13 protein-coding genes and 3 pseudogenes are annotated in these 17,437 nt (G+C 70.6%); 11 read left to right on the forward strand and 5 right to left on the reverse strand.

Features of this window, described 5'->3' with window-relative positions; translation table 11 throughout:
* A partial coding sequence (locus tag QOZ89_RS45080) for a hypothetical protein (RefSeq protein WP_312630222.1) occupies positions 1-262 on the forward strand: 262 nt, incomplete at its 5' end.
* Positions 263-295: 33 nt separating this feature from the next.
* Positions 296-1,492, forward strand: a complete 1,197-nt coding sequence (locus tag QOZ89_RS45085; RefSeq protein ID WP_312630223.1) for an ISAs1 family transposase — start codon at positions 296-298, stop codon at positions 1,490-1,492.
* Positions 1,493-1,709: 217 nt separating this feature from the next.
* Here QOZ89_RS45085 and QOZ89_RS45090 read toward each other — a convergent pair whose 3' ends face one another.
* From QOZ89_RS45090 to QOZ89_RS45100, 3 genes and pseudogenes are all read right to left on the reverse strand, one after another.
* A complete protein-coding gene (locus QOZ89_RS45090) occupies positions 1,710-2,549 on the reverse strand; it encodes a transposase domain-containing protein (RefSeq protein ID WP_274536507.1) in 840 nt (279 codons plus the stop codon).
* 41 nt (positions 2,550-2,590) lie between these two features.
* Positions 2,591-2,731 (reverse strand): annotated as a pseudogene (locus tag QOZ89_RS48070) (transposase domain-containing protein); the annotation flags it as partial.
* Positions 2,732-2,837: 106 nt separating this feature from the next.
* On the reverse strand, positions 2,838-3,011 hold the full coding sequence (locus tag QOZ89_RS45100; RefSeq protein WP_491677126.1) for a TetR family transcriptional regulator: 174 nt from the start codon (positions 3,009-3,011) through the stop codon (positions 2,838-2,840).
* Positions 3,012-3,193: 182 nt separating this feature from the next.
* Between QOZ89_RS45100 and QOZ89_RS45105 the strand changes: the two genes are divergently transcribed.
* The 5 genes from QOZ89_RS45105 to QOZ89_RS45125 all read left to right on the forward strand — a co-directional run bounded on the left by QOZ89_RS45105 (position 3,194) and on the right by QOZ89_RS45125 (position 8,605).
* Positions 3,194-4,501 (forward strand): hypothetical protein, encoded by a 1,308-nt coding sequence (locus QOZ89_RS45105; protein WP_071048040.1) that lies wholly within the window; start codon positions 3,194-3,196, stop codon positions 4,499-4,501.
* 11 nt (positions 4,502-4,512) lie between these two features.
* Positions 4,513-5,985, forward strand: a complete 1,473-nt coding sequence (locus QOZ89_RS45110) for an acyl-CoA reductase (protein WP_312630224.1) — start codon at positions 4,513-4,515, stop codon at positions 5,983-5,985.
* Positions 5,972-7,108, forward strand: coding sequence for an aldo/keto reductase (locus tag QOZ89_RS45115; RefSeq protein ID WP_198543179.1), 1,137 nt, complete (start codon positions 5,972-5,974; stop codon positions 7,106-7,108). Before QOZ89_RS45110 ends, QOZ89_RS45115 begins: the two co-directional genes overlap by 14 nt.
* Before the next feature lie 162 nt (positions 7,109-7,270).
* On the forward strand, positions 7,271-7,693 hold the full coding sequence (locus QOZ89_RS45120; RefSeq protein ID WP_071048039.1) for a carboxymuconolactone decarboxylase family protein: 423 nt from the start codon (positions 7,271-7,273) through the stop codon (positions 7,691-7,693).
* Positions 7,694-7,696: 3 nt separating this feature from the next.
* Positions 7,697-8,605, forward strand: coding sequence for an NAD(P)-dependent oxidoreductase (locus QOZ89_RS45125; protein WP_083418413.1), 909 nt, complete (start codon positions 7,697-7,699; stop codon positions 8,603-8,605).
* A 252-nt stretch (positions 8,606-8,857) separates the two neighbouring features.
* Here QOZ89_RS45125 and QOZ89_RS45130 read toward each other — a convergent pair.
* Together QOZ89_RS45130 and QOZ89_RS45135 are read right to left on the reverse strand one after the other, a co-directional pair.
* A pseudogene (locus tag QOZ89_RS45130) lies at positions 8,858-9,819 on the reverse strand (aldehyde dehydrogenase family protein); the annotation flags it as partial.
* A 459-nt stretch (positions 9,820-10,278) separates the two neighbouring features.
* Positions 10,279-10,551: pseudogene (locus QOZ89_RS45135) on the reverse strand (transposase); the annotation flags it as partial.
* A gap of 112 nt (positions 10,552-10,663) precedes the next feature.
* On the opposite strand from QOZ89_RS45135, the gene QOZ89_RS45140 reads away from it, so the two are divergent.
* From QOZ89_RS45140 to QOZ89_RS45155, 4 genes are all read left to right on the forward strand, one after another.
* Positions 10,664-11,806, forward strand: coding sequence for a site-specific integrase (locus QOZ89_RS45140; protein ID WP_312630225.1), 1,143 nt, complete (start codon positions 10,664-10,666; stop codon positions 11,804-11,806).
* A gap of 288 nt (positions 11,807-12,094) precedes the next feature.
* Positions 12,095-14,296: a tyrosine-type recombinase/integrase gene (locus QOZ89_RS45145; RefSeq protein ID WP_312630226.1), complete on the forward strand. Its 2,202-nt coding sequence runs from the start codon at positions 12,095-12,097 to the stop codon at positions 14,294-14,296.
* Complete coding sequence (locus QOZ89_RS45150; RefSeq protein ID WP_312630227.1) at positions 14,286-14,735, forward strand: DUF6262 family protein; 450 nt, start codon at positions 14,286-14,288, stop codon at positions 14,733-14,735. The genes QOZ89_RS45145 and QOZ89_RS45150 overlap by 11 nt, the downstream gene beginning before the upstream one ends.
* A gap of 476 nt (positions 14,736-15,211) precedes the next feature.
* Positions 15,212-17,413, forward strand: coding sequence for a recombinase family protein (locus QOZ89_RS45155; RefSeq protein WP_312629926.1), 2,202 nt, complete (start codon positions 15,212-15,214; stop codon positions 17,411-17,413).
* The last annotated feature ends 24 nt before the right edge of the window (positions 17,414-17,437 follow it).

Genomic DNA, 17,437 nt, shown 5'->3' on the forward strand with positions numbered 1-17,437 from the left:
CAGGGCTGCGACAAAGTCGTGGGCGGCGTGTCGGCTGGCGTCGTGGGCCTGTAGCGGCTACGGCTGCCGGGTGTACCGGCCCGCGACGGCCGCCGTGTGTCTGATCAGCTTCTGCCTGGTCGGCCGCGGGATCGTCGGGTTGGGCTGTTATCTGGTCTTCTGCGACTCCGCGCGGCGGGAGAGCGGGGGCGCTGCCGTCGGGCCGGCCCCGAGAACGGGCGGACGCGGCGCCCACGGGATGATCGAGGTTCCTACGCCATGATCGTCCGAGAGTGGGGCCGCGTCCGTGCCTTCAGTGTCGCCTACCCGTGTTCCCGCCGGTCAGCGGGCCCGGCTGGCGGCCAGAGCGGTCGGGCAGGCCGGTGGGCTGCTCGGCGCACTCGGCGTGGTGCCCGACCGGCGGAAGGCGCGGGGGCGCCGCTACGGGCTGGCGTCGGTGCTGGCGCTGTGGTTCACCGGGGTTCTGGCTGGTCAGCAGACCTTCACCGCGGTCTGGGAATGGGCGGTCGAGTTGCCGGCGGAGCTGCTCGCCGGGTTCGGGCTCAGCCGCGGGGTCCCGTCCGAACGCACGATCCGGCGCCTGGTCGAGGGCTGTGACCCGGCCGGGCTCGACGCGGCGCTCTCGGGCTGGATCGCCCGGGCCGTGGCAGTGGCGGACCCGCCGTCGGGGCCGCGGGGGCTGGCCTTCGACGGCAAGACGCTCAAGGGCGCCCGGTCGTTCACCCAGGCCGGGGCGATGATCCAGGAGGCGGTGGTCGAGGCGGTCTGGCACGACACCGGCGTCGCCGCCGGCCACCAGCGGGTCGTCGGCGGCGACGAGATCGCCGCGGTCGAGGCGCTGGCCGGCCGGCTCGACCTGACCGACGTCCTGGTCACGGCGGACTCGCTCCACTCCCACGAACGCCTCGCCCGGAAGATCCGGGCCAGGGGCGGCCACTGGCTTCTAGTGATCAAGCTGAACCAGCCCACCGTCCACGCCAACCTCACCAGGCTGCCCTGGGGGCAGGCACCGGACCTGGTCACGACGGTCGAGAAGGCCCACGGCCGGATCGAGGCCCGCTCGCTGAAGGCACTGACCGTCACCACACCGAAACTCGTCGGCTTCTGGGGCACGAAACAGGTCGTCGAGCTGCGCCGGCGCACCCGGCGCAAGAAGACCGTCACCTCGAAACCGGCCCTGTCCGAGGAGGTGTTCTACCTGGTCACCAGCCTGCCCGCCGAACAGGCCCACCCACGGGACCTCGCGGCACGGGCACGCGGGCACTGGACGGTCGAAGCGGTCCACCACGTCCGCGACCGCGTCCTCGACGAGGACCGCCACACCGTCCGCACCGGCAACGCGCCCCTGGCCTGGGCGATCGCCCGCGACACCGCCATCAGCGCGCTACGCCTCACCGGACACAGAAGCATCGCCAAAGCCCTGCGAGCCACCGCCCGCCAGCCCGAACGCGTCCTCCAGATCATCGGCCTGATCAGCGAAAAGGGACTTTGACGGCACCCTGGCCGCACAGGCCACCGCCGCGGTCTGCTCAGGAACCCGCGGCCACGGACGCGGCTGCATCGACATCGACCGACTCCTCCCGCAGCCAGGGTCAGGGCCAGCCGCGCCCCACCATCCTCCACGATCCACCATCCGACCGACCAAAGCCGCCAGCCGCAGCAACGCATCCACACTGATTATCGGCCCGCTCGCCCCAGCGCCGCCATTTTCAGATGCACTGTGCGTAGCCGATCTCGACCGGCCAGCGGGCGGGGTAGGCGCACGCCAGGTCGAGCATCGGCCACTGTTCGGGGTCGACCAGGTCGGTGACCAGGCAGAACAGCTCCGAGGTGGTCTCGCCGTCGGCGGTCGTGGAGTGCACGGTGTACTCGATGACCCGCACGGTCAGCGGCGGCCCGTCCGCGGCGCGGGCCGGTTTCAGCTCGGCGAGGTGGGTGCCGTCGTCGAGGACCTGGACCGGGGTGAGCGCGAAACTCGCCTTCGCCCGCCACAGGAAGTGCGCCCCGGTCGCGGCGAGGTCGGACGCGAGCCGGTGGGACAGGAAGTCGCGGTCCGCGAGCGTGATCATCCCCGGGGCCAAGTGGCACAGCAGGTCCCGGGCCAGTGGCTGCTCGCCGGTCGTCCACGGGCCGAACGACGCCCCGAGCAGCGCCTGGGTGCCGGCCTCGGCGGCGATGACCCAGCGGACCTTCGGGAACGGCGACGGCCCCGCGGCGTTCGACGGCCCGCCGAAGAAGGCCCGGTTGGCCTCCGTGTCCGGCACATTCGAGGTCGACCCGTCGATCTGGACAAGGCGGTGCCCGTGCAGGAACACCCCCGCCTGCCCGTCCACCCCGACCGGCCCCGCCGCGTGCTCGAACAGCATCCGCACCGGATCGGCCCCGACCCGCGCCCGCGCCTCGCCCAGCGACGGACCCGCCGGCAGCGACCACGACCGGTCCGCCGGCCGGCCCTCCACCAGCGCCGCCGCCCGCGACTGGAAGTGCAGCCCGTCGACCAGGCGCACCAGCACCTGCACATAGCCACGGTTCCGCCCCGGAACAGCCACAACGCCAGCACGAAGTACACCACCAGCCGCGACGGCAACAACCGACGCCGGACCTCCACCGTGTCCGTCTCTTCCAGCACCCGATCCACCAGCTCCGGCGGATACACCCGCGCCAGCACACCGCCCGGCGCAGCCGTCGCAGACCGCAGCTGATGGTTCGACAAGCAGGAACCCGCAACCATGAGGGAGCTCCAGAAGGCGAAACACGGCGCAGACCCCACGACGGGGTCCACACGATGCGCCGTGGACTGCTCGCCCTGGAGAACGCGCTGCTGCCCCTCATGCCAGCTAGGCCTTGGTCGTGCCCGCGGCCTGGGTGATCGCCTCCATCGACGTGCCCTCGTAACCGTGGTCGAGGAACAGCCGCAGCGCGTGCTCGCGCACGTCCAGGTCGAGGCGGGCCGCCTGCTCCCGGGTGGGCCGGCCACCGCGGTGCGGCCTCGTCTCAGCGGGCGACGTCATGACCATCAGTCTGGCAGAGGGACGCAACAACTAGACGCGGAAGTCTGGTTAAAACTAGACTGACCGGTGTAGTAAAAGCGTCGACGGCTGCGTGCCCGTCGCGCGAGGCGAGGAGGCGGCCCCGTCACCCCGGGCGCCGACCTCCACAGACCTCCCAGCACCCATCGCAGAAGAGGGGCGTCATGTCCGTGACTACCAGCCAGCAGGCCGGCCTGGCACCGGCGACCGTGGCGGCGCTCGACGCCCGGTTCCAGGAGCGCCGGGCACAGGTGCCGGTGCTCGCGCAGCGCGCGAAGGCCGAGGGCATCGAACAGATCCGCTCGGTCGAGGACATGGTCGGGCTGCTGTTCCCGCACACGACCTACAAGAGCTACCCGGAGTCGATCGTCTCGAAGGGGCGGTGGAAGCAGTTGCGCCGGTGGCTCGACTCGGTCTCGACCTACCGGGTCGACGTCGACGTGACGGGCGTCGAGGACCTCGACGGCTGGATCGCCCGGCTCGAGGAGCACGGCCACCTCGTCTCCAGCTCGTCGGGCACGTCCGGCAAGGCGTCGTTCCTCAACAAGACCGTCACCGACCGGGAGGCCTCCGGCCAGAACCTGCTCGACAGCCTGGCCTGGCTCGGCATGCCGCCGGCGAAGGTCTGGCACGTCGTCCCGGTCGGCCCGGACACGGGCATCAGCTCCGCGATGTACATCCGCGACGTCTTCCTGAACAACTACCGCCGCGACGACGCGCTCCCGCTGCCGGAATCGAAGCCGGTCACCGACCACCACAAGTACATGGCGCGTCTCGGCGCGATGCGCCGGGCGATCGCGGACGGCGCCGCCTCTCCGCAGGAGGTCGCCGCCTTCGAGACCGAGGGCGCGGCCAGGCAGGCCGACGTCGAGGAGCGGCTGCGGTACCTGGCCGAGCAGGTCATCGCCCACAAGGACGCGAACATCTTCTTCAACTCGATGTTCCCGATGCTCTACCGGCTCAACGAGATCCTGCGGGAGAAGGGTGTCGAGCCCGGCGACATCACCGGTGCCAACGGCCTTCAGGTCGCCGGCGGCCTGAAGGGCATGACCCTGCCGCCGGACTACCGCGAACGGATCTTCGAACTGCTCAACATCCAGCCGGGCCGCTTCCTGCACTACTACGCGATGCAGGAGGTCAACCTGCGCAGCGTGAAATGCCGCCAGGGGCGCTATCACGTGCCGCCGGGTCTGGTCCTGCTCGTGCTCGACAAGAACGGCGAGGCGCTCGCGCCGACCTCCGACGGCCAGGTCGAGGGCCGGGCCGCGTTCTTCGACTTTTCGGTCGACGGCCGCTGGGGCGGCACCATCAGCGGCGACAAGATCACCGCCGACCTGGGCGGCTGCCCGTGCGGCAAGGAAGGACCCACCGTCTTCGAGGACATCACCCGGTACAAGGACCTTCCGGACGGCGACAAGATCACCTGTGCCGGCACTATGGACGCCTACGTCCGCGGCTTCATCGACAACTGAGGGAGCGGCACATGACCATCACCGAACCCACCGCCGCCACGGTGTCTCCCTCGCCCGGCCTCGCGCCGTCCGGGCCGGCCAGGCCGAAGAAACTGAAGGTCCCGCACGTCATCCGCGGCAGGGTCGTCTGGGGCGAGGACGTCGAGTACGCCTCGCGCGACTTCGACGTCCCGTTCGTCACGTCGCGGATCAACTTCAACGAACTGATCACCCCACGCACCGAGCAGGGCCCCGCCTTCGACGTCTCGCTGACCGACATCATCGACTACCTGGTCGAGGTCGCCCAGCACCTGGAGCTCGGGCGCAACCCCTACCTGCAGGAGTCCCTCGAACTCACCGCGCAGGTCAGCCAGATGCCCCGGCGGATGATCGAGAACACCTTCCGCCGGCCCGGCCAGTTCCTCACCCGCCAGGCCATCCAGTTCCGTCTGGAGAAGACGTTCCGCGACCCCCGGGTCCTCGACGGCTGGGTCGAGCACACCGACCCGCACGGCCGCACGACCCGGGTCCGCGCCTTCCCACCGCGGCTCGTGCACATGCTCGCCGGCAACTCCCCGTCCGGCGCCATGACCTCCATCGCCGACGCGGCACTGGTCAAGGCCATCAACGTGTTCAAGCTGCCGTCGGCCGACCCGTTCACCACCGTCGCCGTGCTGCGCACGATGGCCGACCTCGACCCGCAGCACCCGGTGCTGCGCTCCATGTCGGCGGTGTACTGGCGCGGCGGCGACGCCAAGGTGGAGAACGTCCTCTACCGGGCCCAGTACTTCGACAAAATCATCGGCTGGGGTGGCGGCGCCGCGATCAACAACGTCATCAAGTACACCGGGCCGGGCTTCCACCTGGTCGCCTTCGACCCGAAGGTCTCCATGGCGATCATCGGGCGGGAGGCGCTCGCCGACGAGGCGACCATGCGCGAGGTCGCCGAACTCGCCGCGACCGACTCGACAGTCTTCAACCAGGACGCCTGCCTCGCCGCCCGGCACATCGCCGTCGAGTGCGACCTCGACGACGACGAGCAGCTGGCGCGCCTCGACCGGTTCTGCGCGCTGCTGCGCGAACGGCTGAACGTCGACCGCGAGTTCGCCAGCGCCGTCGGACCCTCCACCCCGAGCGACATCCGCGAGGCCGTCGAGGGCATGCGCTTCCTCGAACCCGACTACCGGATCTGGGGCGAGTACGACGGCTCCGGCCTCGTCGTCCGCTCCCCCGAGCCGGTCGACTTCCACCCGACGAACAAGACCGTCAACGTCATCCCCGTCGCCTCCCTGCGGGAGGCGACGCAGTTCGCGAACGTGGCGACGCAGACCGTCGGCGTCTACCCTCCGGAACGCAAGGCCGAGATTCGCGACCTGCTCGCCACGGCGGGCGTGCAGCGGGTCGTCAGGCTCGGCAGCGCCATGACCGGTACCATGGGTAACCCGCACGACGGCATGTACCCGCTGCACCGGTTCGTCAACTGGGTGGCCGATGACGACGCCTAGCGCGACGCCGAACGGCTCCAGCGCCGAGGCCGGTTCCGAAACCACGGCCAGGGCTGGGGCTCGGGCTCACTCGGATCCGGCGGCCCCGGCGAAGGGGGTGCCGTCAGCCGCGGCGGTGCCGCCGCCTGCCTGGGTGCACGGGGACGCCACGACGCTGCGCCAACGGGTGCTCGGCCGCTCCGGCATCCGGGTCAGCGAGCTGGCCCTCGGCACCATGACATTCGGCACCCGGGCCGGCTGGGGATCGCAGGAGCGCGTCTGCCGCGAGATCTACGCCGCCTTCCGAGAGGCCGGCGGGAACTTCGTGGACACGGCGAACAACTACGCCGCCGGCGAGAGCGAACAGATCGTCGGCCGGCTCGTCGCGGGCGAACGCGACGAGGTCGTCGTCGCCTCGAAGTTCACGCTGCCGACCGACCCCGCCGACCCGAACTCGGGCGGCTCTGGCCGCAAGGCCCTGCGGCGCACGGTCGAGACCACGCTGCGCCGCCTCGGCACCGACCACCTCGACCTGCTCTGGACGCACGCCTGGGACCGCAACACCCCGGTCGAGGAGACGCTGCGCGCGCTCGACGACCTGGTCCGCGCGGGCAAGGTGCTCGCCATCGGGGTGAGCAACATGCCCGCCTGGGTGGTGTCGCGGGCGGCGACGGTCGCGTCGCTGCGCGGCTGGACGCCACTCGCCGCGGTGCAGGTGGAGTACTCACTGCTCGCGCGGACGGCCGACCGGGACCTGCTGCCGATGGCCGACGCGCTCGGCCTGGCGGTGGCGGCCTGGAGCCCGCTCGCCCGCGGCCGCCTCGCCAGGCGGGCGCCGGACGGCGACGCGGTGCCGGCCGCGCAGGCACGGGCCGCCGAGGCGCTGGGCAAGGTGGCCGCCGAGCTGGACACGACGCCGGCGCGGGTGGCGATCGCGTGGGTCAGAGCCCACGGCCTCCTCCCGGTCCTCGGCGCGAGCAGCGCGCGGCAGCTGCGCGACGGCCTCGGCGCCGCGCGCCTTGCTCTGTCCCCGGCGCAGCTCGCCGCCCTCGACGCGGCCACCGCGATCCGCCTCGGCTACCCCCACGAGTTCCTCCGCGACCGCTGCCCCACTCTCGCCTCCATAGCGGTCCAGCCGGAGTGAGTCGTCGGCGCGGGTCTGGTACGAGGTCATCCCGCCCGCGCCGACGCTGAGCCGACCGCGAGGTCAGTTAGTGGTTCCTGCGACGTCATTGGTTGGTGATGTTCCGGCCGCCGAGCATTCCGACGTCGATGTCGCTGTCTTCTCGAAATAGGGAGTACGACTGTGGACTATGCGCTTGAGGCCGCGTATGCGTTGCGCCGGGCCACGTTGGGCGACGACTACGTTGATCGACAGATCGGTGAGACCGAGCCGATCGCGCAGGAGTTCCAGGATCACATCACCCGCCAGGCCTGGGGCGTGTGGACCCGGGGCGGCGAGCTGTCTACCAGGGACCGCAGCCTGCTGGTGCTGGCGATGACCGCGGCGCTGGGCCGGCTGGAGGAGTTCCGGCTGCATGCCAGTGCCCAGGCACGCACCGGGGTGTCCGACGCCGAACTCGACGAGTTGCTCTTCCAGGTCGCGGCCTACTGCGGCGCCCCCGCGGCAATCTCCGCCCGCCGCGTCCTTCGCGGGGTGCGCGCGGCACGTGCCGCCGAGGCCCCCGCCGGGCCAAACCGCCAGTCGACGCCCACCAGGGCGGTCTGACAAGTGGCCACCCCCGTCGTTGGCTTCATCGGGCTCGGCAACATGGGCGGCGCGCTCGCGGGCAATCTCGTCGCATACGGCTTCGACGTCGTCTCTTTCGACGTGGCCGGCCCAGATCGAGCGCCGCAGGGCTCTCGCATCGCCGTCGATGTCGCCGACGTGGCCCGCGAGGCCGACGTCGTCGTGCTCAGCCTGCCTGATGGCGCCGTCTGTGAGGAGGTCGCCGCCGGGCTTGCCAGTGTCGTCGATCGCCGTCTCCGCCACGTGATTGACACTTCGACGATCGGTGTCACCGCTGCGGGCCGCATCGCCGAGTTGCTTGCCGCGGCAGGCATCGACTATGTCGACGCGCCAGTCTCTGGTGGTGTTGCTGGCGCGAAGGCCCGGCGGCTCGCTGTCATGTACGCCGGCTCGGACATGGCGGTGGCCGCCGTACGACCGGTCCTGGCCGGACTGTCAGACAAGATCCGCCGGGTCGGTGACCGGCCGGGGCTGGGCCAAGCGCTCAAGCTGGCGAACAACTTCCTCGCCGCCACGGCGCTGGCGGCAACCAGCGAGGCCGTCACGTTCGGCGTCCGAGCAGGTCTCGACATGAAGACCATGATCGAGGTCCTCAACACCTCCAGCGGCCGCAACGGCGCCACGGACGACAAGTTCCCAAGTGAGGTCCTCACTGGCCGCTACGGCTCCGGCTTCGCCAACACCCTCATGGCCAAGGATGTCCGCCTCTACTTGGCCGAGGTCCACAACGCCGCTACTCCAGACGCCGTCGGGCGGGTGACCTCCGATCTGTGGCAGCGCTTTGCCGCCACCGAACCGAACGTCGATTTCACCCGCATCTATCCGTTCATCGAAGCGGGCAGCGCGGGGGACGCGGCGAACAGTAGACCCACGCCGAGAACGAAGGGTTGATCGCCGCGTCGCCTGTCGCTGCTCTGGCCGCCGGCTGTGCAGCGCTGGACGACGACCGAGATCGTGGCGGTCTGTCCGGACCGCCTGCGGCAGAGGTCATTGACCCGCCCCGACGGTCGGGGTGAGCTCTGTCGGGATACCACTCCGGGCTCCCCCGCCCGGCATGACAATCTTGTCTGGTGCCGACAATGATCGTGGCAGGACAGCGTGATGTCGTCCGGTCGCGGTCTGGTGCCTGTCCCAGCTACCGGGTGGGGCGACGGAGATCGATTTGGTGTCGAGGAAACCTTCGATGCCTTCCTTGCCGAGTTCGCGGCCGATGCCGCTGGCCGTGACGCCGCCGAAGGGCGCGGCGGGGTCCATGCTGTAGGCCTCGTTGACGCCGAAGGTGCCGCTGCGTACGCCGCGGGCGACGGCCAGGCCGCGGTCGACGTCGGTGGTACACACGGAGCCGGACAGGCCATAGTCGGACTCGTTCGCGATGCGGATGGCGTCGTTCTGGTCGGTGTAGGGGATGACGGACAGGACCGGCCGAAGATCTCTTCCTGGGCGATGCGCATCGTGTTGTCGACGTCGGCGAACAGCGTCGGGCGGACGTACCAGCCACGGTCGACGCCCTGGGGCAGGTCGGTGCCGCCGGTGACGAGGCGGGCGCCTTCCTTCTGGCCGATCTCGATGTAGCCGCGGACCCGGTCCTACTGGCGCTGGGCGACCAGCGGGCCGACCACGGTGTTGGGGTCGGTGGGGTCGCCGGTGGGCAGCGTCTCGACCATGGCGGCCAGCGCGTCGACGTATTCGGCGTAGCGGGAGCGGGGGACCAGCACCCGGGTCTGGGCGACGCAGGCCTGGCCGCTGTTCATCAGGCCGGCGACCTCGATGCCCGCCGCCACCGCGGCCGGGTCGGCGTCGTCGAGCACGACCGCCGCGGACTTGCCGCCGAGCTCCAGGCTGACCCGCTTGAGGTTCGCCCCGCAGGAGGCGGCGACCTTGCGGCCGGCGGCGGTGGACCCGGTGAACGAGACCTTGTCGATGCCTGGGTGGGCGCCGAGGTACTCGCCGGCCTCGCGGCCGGCGGGCAGGATGCTGACCACACCCAGCGGGATCTCGGCCTGTTCCAGCAGGCCCGCGAGCCAGTAGGCGTCCAGCGGGGTCTCCGGGGACGGCTTGAGCACGATCGAGCAGCCCGCGAGCAGCGCGGGCACGAGCTTGCCGAGCGGGACGGCCTCTGTAAACACTCTGAAATGGGCGGCCATTCGGTACCCGGTCGACCGACGCAGAGGGCGACTGGAGGGGGTGGCAATCGACAGAGATCAGTTAGTCCAGGTCGAGATTGCAGGCCATGCCTCCTCTTGCGTCGAGGCCGGGCCTGCGGGACGGGCGTGCTAACGGAACTCACTGATAGCGATGTGCAAGACCTACTGCCGCGCGCGGATGCGCCCGCTGCCTCGCTCAAGGCCAAGGGCGCTCTGTCTGAAGCCGCCGTTAGCCTCGATCTTTCACGTCTCGGTGGTGGATGAGCGCGGGGTGCCTTCCCGACGTTGTTGATGTTGAGTTGTGGGCCTCGGCTGGTTCGGGTCGTGGCCGGGTGCCCCGTTGTCGCGCGGGGTGGGCGCCCGGTCCACGTCCGGGTGGGGTCCTTCGGGTCGGTGGGTCGGGGAGGTCGGTGGCCCCGGCTATCCGGGGGTGGGCAGGGCGCGTAGCCGGTTGATCGCGGCGATGGCCAGTGGTGCCCAGGGGTGGTGCGTGGGCAGGTGTAGCACGGTGCGCCGCGCGTGGCGGGCGAGCCGGCCGGCGAGCCAGAACAGCCGGTGGCGCAGCCGTTTCGGTTCCCATCGCCGCGCGTCGCCCTCGGCGAGGGCGAGCATCTGCGCCCAGGCGATCAGTGTGCAGGCGAGCGCGACGATCGCGCACCAGATCTGGTTGGCGGCGAAGTCGTGCAGCGTTATCTAGAGTCGATTGGCCGGGGTCCACGACGTCCGTGACGTGGCCTGACGCTGTGAACGATCACGTCGTGGATGCGATTACCTTCCGCTGTCCAACACGCAAGCGGGAGGTGCGATGCGCGTCCAACGTGTCCTCATGTCGGTCTCGGAGGCAGAGTCGTGGACTTTGCTCGGCGACGACGGGGAACAGGTGGAACCGGTCGAGCGGTTCCTGGCGTACCTGGCGGCGGTCGAGCGGTCCCCGAACACCGTCAAGGCCTATGCGCACGACCTGAAGGACTGGTTCACCTTCCTGGACCGGCGGGGGGTGGACTGGCGGGCGGCGACCGTGGAGGACGTCGCCGGGTTCGTCGGGTGGCTGCGGCTACCGCCGGCGGCGCGTGACGGGCGGGTGGCAGTGCTGCCGACCGTGGCGCATCGATGCGGCGCGTCGAGCGTGAACCGCAAGCTGGCGGCCTTGACGTCGTTCTGCGAGTTCCACGCCCGCCACGGGGTCGTGTTGGCGGGACTGCTGGTCACGACGCAGCCCGCCGGCCGGCGGGCTGCGTCGGCGACGTCGTTCAAGCCGTTTCTGCACCACGTCAGCAAGGGGAAGCCGCAGCGGCGGCGTGTCGTCGCCCTTCCCGCGGTGGCGGCTCGGCCGCAGGTGCTGACGGCGGCGCAGGCCCAGCTGATCCTGGACGCGTGCGGCCGGCTGCGGGACCGGCTGTTGTTCGCTCTGCTGCTCGACACCGGGATGCGGATCGGGGAGGCGCTCGGGCTGCGGCACGAGGATTTGGAGATCTCCGAACGGCAGGTCACGGTCGTGCCGCGCGACAACGACAACCGGGCACGGGCCAAGGCGGCCCGGTCCCGAGTGATCCCCGCCAGTGGCGATCTGATGCGGCTGTATGCCGACTACCTCAACCGTGAGTACGGGGCGTTGGACTCGGACTACGTGTTCGTCAACCTCTGGGGCCGGCCGCGGGGCCGGCCGCTGCGCTACCCGGCGGTCTATGACCTGGTGGGGCGGCTGCGCCGAGACACCGGTGTCGTGTTCGGCCCGCACCTTTTCCGTCATACCTACGCGACCTGGCTGCTGCGTCGGGGCGCCGGGATGGAGAGCGTGAAGGAGCTGCTCGGCCACGCCTCGATCACGACCACAGTCGACACCTACGGTAACCCTCGGGAATTGCGCCAGGCGGGCGAGAACCCGCAGGTGGGCAGGTCAGCCGGCGTGCGGAATGGTGCGGGACGGCCGGCCGGGGACGCCGCCTGACCAGGGTGTTCTCTCGCGATCTTCTTTCTGATGCGTGATCCACCCGTCAGACGGCCGCGATAGCTGGTGGGCACCTTTCAAAGCGCATCGAGGAAAAGGGCGGGTCATCCTGGGCGAAATCGGGCGCCTCGGGAGGGCATTCGGACGGTTCCAATAACCGACTGTGCCATTACATCTCACAGTCGAGGACGCCCGCGCGACACTCGAAGCCGCGGGCTGGTTCACCGGCCGGGAGGTACGGCTGTGACCGCACCGGCCGGGGCGCCGGCGCCCGGTCGGAGCGGGCTCTTGGAGAAGCTGCTGGCCGCGGTCCGCCCACAGTTCCGCGTCGACGTCTACGTGCCCGCCGCCGACGACCCGGTGCTCGGCCGGCCGCCGTGCGTGGTGCCGGGCTGCGACCGGTCGGGCTGGGAGTACGGGCTGTGCGGCGGGCACAGCCACCGCTGGCGCACCCAGGGCCGCCCGGACCTGGCGGGCTTCCTCGCCGACCCGGGGCAGGCGCTCCGCGGCAGGACCGAGCTGACGACCTGCACCGTGCTCGGCTGCCGGTGGGGCAGCAGCGGCTTCGGGCTGTGCACCCGCCACCGCGCCGCCTGGACCCGCAGCGGCGACCCCGATCCAGTGGCCTGGGCTGGCGGTCTCCCGGTCGTGCAAAACGTGGACCACGTCGAGTGCCGGTTGCCGTTCTGCACGGTGTGGACTGAGAACGACCGGCGCCTGTTCTGCAAGTCGCACGAAACCCGGTGGCAGCAGCTGGGCCGTCCCGACGTCGACGAGTACATCGCGCACTGCCAGCTCCGCGGGAAGGCCCGCATCGACTTTCGGGTCCTCGGGCCGCAGCTGAAACTGGAATTCCAGTACGCGGTGCAATGCCGCCACGACGCCCAGAAGGCCACCGCTCCGCCTCCGGTCGTCACCTGGGCGTTGCGGCTGGCGGCGAACACCGGGGTGTCCTCCCTGCTCGAGCATTCCGACCAGCAGTGGCGGCAGCTGTCCGCCGGAAAGTCAGGCGGCTGGTACCAAGGATTCCTCCTGCACGCCCACGAGGTCGTGGAAACGCTGCGCGACGGAACCGGGTGGGAACTCGAATATCCCCGCGACGTCTGGCGGCTGCACACACTGACCGGGTTGACGACGAACACCGGCAAAGCACCCGACGCCCGCAACCGGCTACGGTTCGACCGCATCACCCAGCCGTGGCTGCGGGCATTAGCGAAACGATGGATTCGGCTCCGGCTGACCAGCGGGCTGGCCGTGGGCACCGTACTCAACGACGTCGCGGCGCTGACCCGGTTCGCCGTGTTCCTGGAACAGGCCGCCCCCACCGGCAAGACCCTGGCAGCCGTCGACCGCCCGCTGCTGGAACGCTACCTGGCCTGGCTTGCCACCCAGCCCGGCGGACGCGGCGTCACCGAGGACGCCGTCACCGGCCTGCACCTGTTCTTCCAGGCGATCCGCCAGCACGGCTGGGACGACACGCTGCCGACCAGCGCGGTGTTCTTCCCCGGCGACACGCCCCGCCGGCCACCGCAGCTCTCACGTCGTCTCACCGAACACGTGATGGCCCAGGTCGAAGCACCGGTGAACCTCGACCGCTGGCCCCACCCCGACGGCCGGCTGATCACCCTGGTCCTGATCCGCTGCGGCCTGCGGGCCTCCGACGCCTGCACCCTGTCCTTCGACTGCCTGCTCCACGACGGCCAAGGCGCGCCCTACCTGCGTTACCTCAACCACAAGATGCGCCGGGAAGCCGCCGTTCCGATCGACGACGACCTGGAAGCCGAGATCCGCTCCCAGCAGGACCGGGTCGCCGCACGCTGGCCCCAGACCCATCCGCACCTGTTCCCCGGACACAACGGCAACGCCGGCGGGACACGGAGCATGACCTACTACAGCTACCGCTCGATGCTCAACCGCTGGCTGTCGGCCTGCGACATCCGCGACGCCCACGGCCAGCCCGCCCAACTGACCCCGCACCAGTGGCGGCACACTTTCGCCAGCCGTCTGATCAACCGGGACGTCCCCCAGGAAGTCATCCGCGTGCTACTCGACCACGAATCCACGCAGATGACCGCCCACTACGCCAGAATCACCGACCAAACTGTGCGCCGCCGCTGGGAACAAGCCACCAAAATCAACGTCAAGGGCGAACGGGTGGACATCGACCCTGACGGGCCGCTCGCCCAGGCACAGTGGGCCAAAACCCGCTACGGGATGGCGACCCAAACCCTTCCGCACGGCTACTGCGGACTACCCGTGCAAAAAAGCTGCCCGCACGCCAACGCCTGCCTGACCTGCCCGGTATTCCTGACCGGACCGGAATTCCTCCCCGAACTGCGCGAACACCGCGGCCGAACCCTAACCCTCGTCGACAGCGCACGCTCCGCAGGGCGGACCCGCGTCGCGGAGATGAACAGCCAGGTCCTGGTCAACCTCGACCGCATGATCGGCGAGATCGACACCGGCGAACGAGCTACTGATGCCAGCTGACAACACTCACCACATTCTCGCCGCGGCAGCCAGACGATCCGAACAGACCCGCCACGACGCCGTCACCGCGCTGCGCCACATGGACGCCACCGGCGCACCTGTCAACTTCGACGCCGTCGCCCGCCACGCCGGCGTCTCCCGGTCCTGGCTCTATACCCAGCCCGACCTGCGGGCCGAGATCGAGCGGCTCCGCGCACGTCACCGCCCGTCGTCGGCCGACGTCGTTCCCGCCGACCGGCAGCGCGCCTCCGAGGCCTCGCTGCTACGTCGCCTGGAGGCCGCCACCGGCCGCATCCGACGGCTTGAACACGACAACCAGCAGCTGCGCGATGCGCTCGCGCGTGCCCTCGGTGACAACCGCACAGCCGAGATCCTCGGCCGCCCAAACGCCCACGCCACGCCGAAGAAAAAACCCGGCAGACTCATCGGACCATGCTGAGTCGAGATAGCTCAGCCACGTCGAGGACACCGTCCTCGACGCATCGCCCCAGCACAGAAGCATGATTATTTCGCTGGCTAAAGATAAGCAGGGGCAGGTTCCTCAGGTCGGTGTCCTTGGCGCCGCGGATGCGGTCCTCGAAGAGCAAGCCGCACTGCACGCATAAATTCTTCGGGAGTGGAGGGAATGAGCGCTCCCGTGATCGGGGTAGACGCTCTGTTGGCGCTGGTAGCGGCCGTCCGACGGCTGCGGGATGCGCAGATCGACGAAGAAAATGACGAAGAACCGGGAGGTTTGTTGCGATGTCAGGAAACACAGCTGTCCCCCCGGGGTGGCGGGCCCGGCGGTTGTCGTCCCACCGTGGGGGGCGTTCCCGGAGGTGAACCGGCTGGCCGTGCGGCGCCTGCTGGGCCTGCTGGTCGAGCGGGCGGTGGCAGGGTCGGCACCGACGAGCGGCGGGAGCGGGGGTGAGCGGGGTGAGCACGGCGGCCCTGCCGTGGGAGCGGGTGCACGGCAAGGTGCAGCCGCGGCACTGTGATCTTCTCGCGGCGGTGTATGTCCGCCAGTCCACCCTCGCGCAGGTCGAGCGCAACACCGAGTCGACCCGGGTGCAGTACGGGCTGGCCGAGCGGGCGGTGGCGCTGGGGTGGGACCGGTCGCGGGTACTGGTCATCGACGACGATTTGGGGTGCTCGGCGTCGGGGGTGGCCGACCGGCCGGGGTTCGCCCGGCTGGTCGCCGAGGTCGGGTTGGGCCACGTCGGCATCGTGGTGGGCGCGGAGATGTCCCGGCTGGCCCGCGGCGGCCGGGAGTGGCACCAGCTGCTCGAGCTGTGCGCTCTGTCGGGGACGCTGCTGGCTGATACGGACGGGGTCTACGACCCCAACGACCACAACGACCGACTGCTGCTGGGGCTGAAGGGGACGATCAGCCAGGCCGAGCTCTACCTGATCCGGCAGCGGATGTCGTCCGGGCGGGTGAACAAGGCCCGGCGCGGGGAACTGGCGCTGGAGCTGCCGGCCGGGTATGTGCGCCGCCTCTCGGGGGAGGTGGTGCTCGACCCCGACGAGCAGGTCCAGGCCGTGGTGCGCCTGGTGTTCGAGCTGTTCGAGCGGCTCGGCACGGTGAACGCGGTGCTGGCCTACCTGGCCGACAACCACATCCAGGTCGGGGGGCGTCTGCACCACGGGCCCCGGCGCGGGGAGCTGACCTGGCGCCGGCCCAGCCGGGCCGGGATCCAGAACATGCTCCACCACCCGGCCTACGCTGGTATCTATGCCTACGGCCGCACCGGCCTGGACCCCCGGCGGCGGCAGGCCGGGCGGCCGGACACCGGGCGGGTACGCCAGCCCCGCGAGGACTGGGTGGCCTACCTGCCCGGGGTGCTGCCGTCCTACATCAGCGTCGAGCAGTACGAGCGGAACATGCAGCGATTGGACGCCAACCGGTCCTGGGCGCGCAGCATGGGCGCGGCGCGTAACGGCCCGGCCCTGCTGAGCGGGCTGGTGGTCTGCGCCCGCTGCGGCAGGAAGATGGCGGCGCACTACCGGCGGGGGCCGGGCAGCAGGCAGCAGCCGGTCTACGTCTGCTCCCGCGACAAGATCGAATATGGTGCCGAGCGGTGCCAGCAGCTGGCCGGCGGCTGCGTGGACGCCTACGTCACCGCGCTGCTGCTGGCAGCCGTGGCCCCGGCCGCACTCGAGGTCTCCCTGGCGGCGGCCGAGCAGGTCGAGGCGCAGCGGGCGCAGGTGGACCGGATCTGGCGGCAGCGCCTGGAGCGGGCTGACTACGTCGCCGACCGGGCCCGCCGCCAGTACCAGCTGGCCGAGCCGGAGAACCGGCTGGTCGTGCGCCAGCTGGAGAGGGACTGGGAGGCTGCGCTGGCCGAGCGCCAACGCCTGGGTGAGGAGTACGACCGCTTCGCCGCGGCCCGCCCGCGCACCCTCACCGCAGCCGAACGCGAGCACATCCGCGCCCTGGCCGCCGACATCCCCGCGCTGTGGCACGCGCCCACCACCGCCGACGCCGACCGCAAACAGCTGCTGCGCCTGCTCGTCGAGCAGGTCCGCGTGGAGGTCCTCGATACCAGCGAGAAGGTGAAGGTGCAGGTGACCTGGGCCGGGGGCCACCGCAGCGACGGCGAGGTGGTGCGGCCGGTGGCCCGCCTGACCCAGCTCAGCTACTACCCGCAGCTGGCCGCGCGGGTCCGCGAGCTCGCGGCCGCCGGGCAGAACGCCACCCAGATCGCCGACTGCCTGAACCGGGAGGGCTTCCGCCCGCCCAAGAGGCGGGCCTGCTTCGGACCGCAGGCAGTCCGCGACCTGATGGGCACCCTCGGCCTGACCGAACCAGCCACCCAGCGCCACACCAGCCCGCCGCTGGGCGAGCACAAGTGGTGGCTGGCCGACCTCGCCCGCGAACTCGACATGCCCCAGGTCACCCTCTACACCTGGATCGGCCGCGGCTGGGTGGACGCCCACCGCCACCCCGACGCCCCCCGCAGATGGGTCCTGCACGCCGACCCCGCCGAGGTCGAACGGCTCCGCGCCCTGCACCTGATGCCCAACGGGGGACACACCCGCCGGCCCTGGCTGGCCAACCAGCAGGCCACCACGAACACCGACATGAACACAGAACCGGAAGGAAACACCCACGATGCCAGCGAGTCGCAGTTATAACAGCACTGCGGCTTGCTCCTCTCG

Origin of the sequence: Pseudofrankia coriaricola, assembly GCF_032027725.1 — a bacterium.
Taxonomy (GTDB): Bacteria; Actinomycetota; Actinomycetes; order Frankiales; family Frankiaceae; genus Pseudofrankia.

Excerpts from the sequence above, each read along its gene's own strand:
- QOZ89_RS45140 (WP_312630225.1), top strand. The coding sequence starts at position 10,664 with ATGCGCGTCCAACGTGTCCTCATGTCGGTCTCGGAGGCAGAGTCGTGG.
- QOZ89_RS45115 (WP_198543179.1), top strand. The coding sequence starts at position 5,972 with ATGACGACGCCTAGCGCGACGCCGAACGGCTCCAGCGCCGAGGCCGGT.
- QOZ89_RS45110 (WP_312630224.1), top strand. The coding sequence starts at position 4,513 with ATGACCATCACCGAACCCACCGCCGCCACGGTGTCTCCCTCGCCCGGC.
- QOZ89_RS45105 (WP_071048040.1), top strand. The coding sequence starts at position 3,194 with ATGTCCGTGACTACCAGCCAGCAGGCCGGCCTGGCACCGGCGACCGTG.
- QOZ89_RS45100 (WP_491677126.1), bottom strand. The coding sequence starts at position 3,011 with ATGACGTCGCCCGCTGAGACGAGGCCGCACCGCGGTGGCCGGCCCACC.
- QOZ89_RS45150 (WP_312630227.1), top strand. The coding sequence starts at position 14,286 with ATGCCAGCTGACAACACTCACCACATTCTCGCCGCGGCAGCCAGACGA.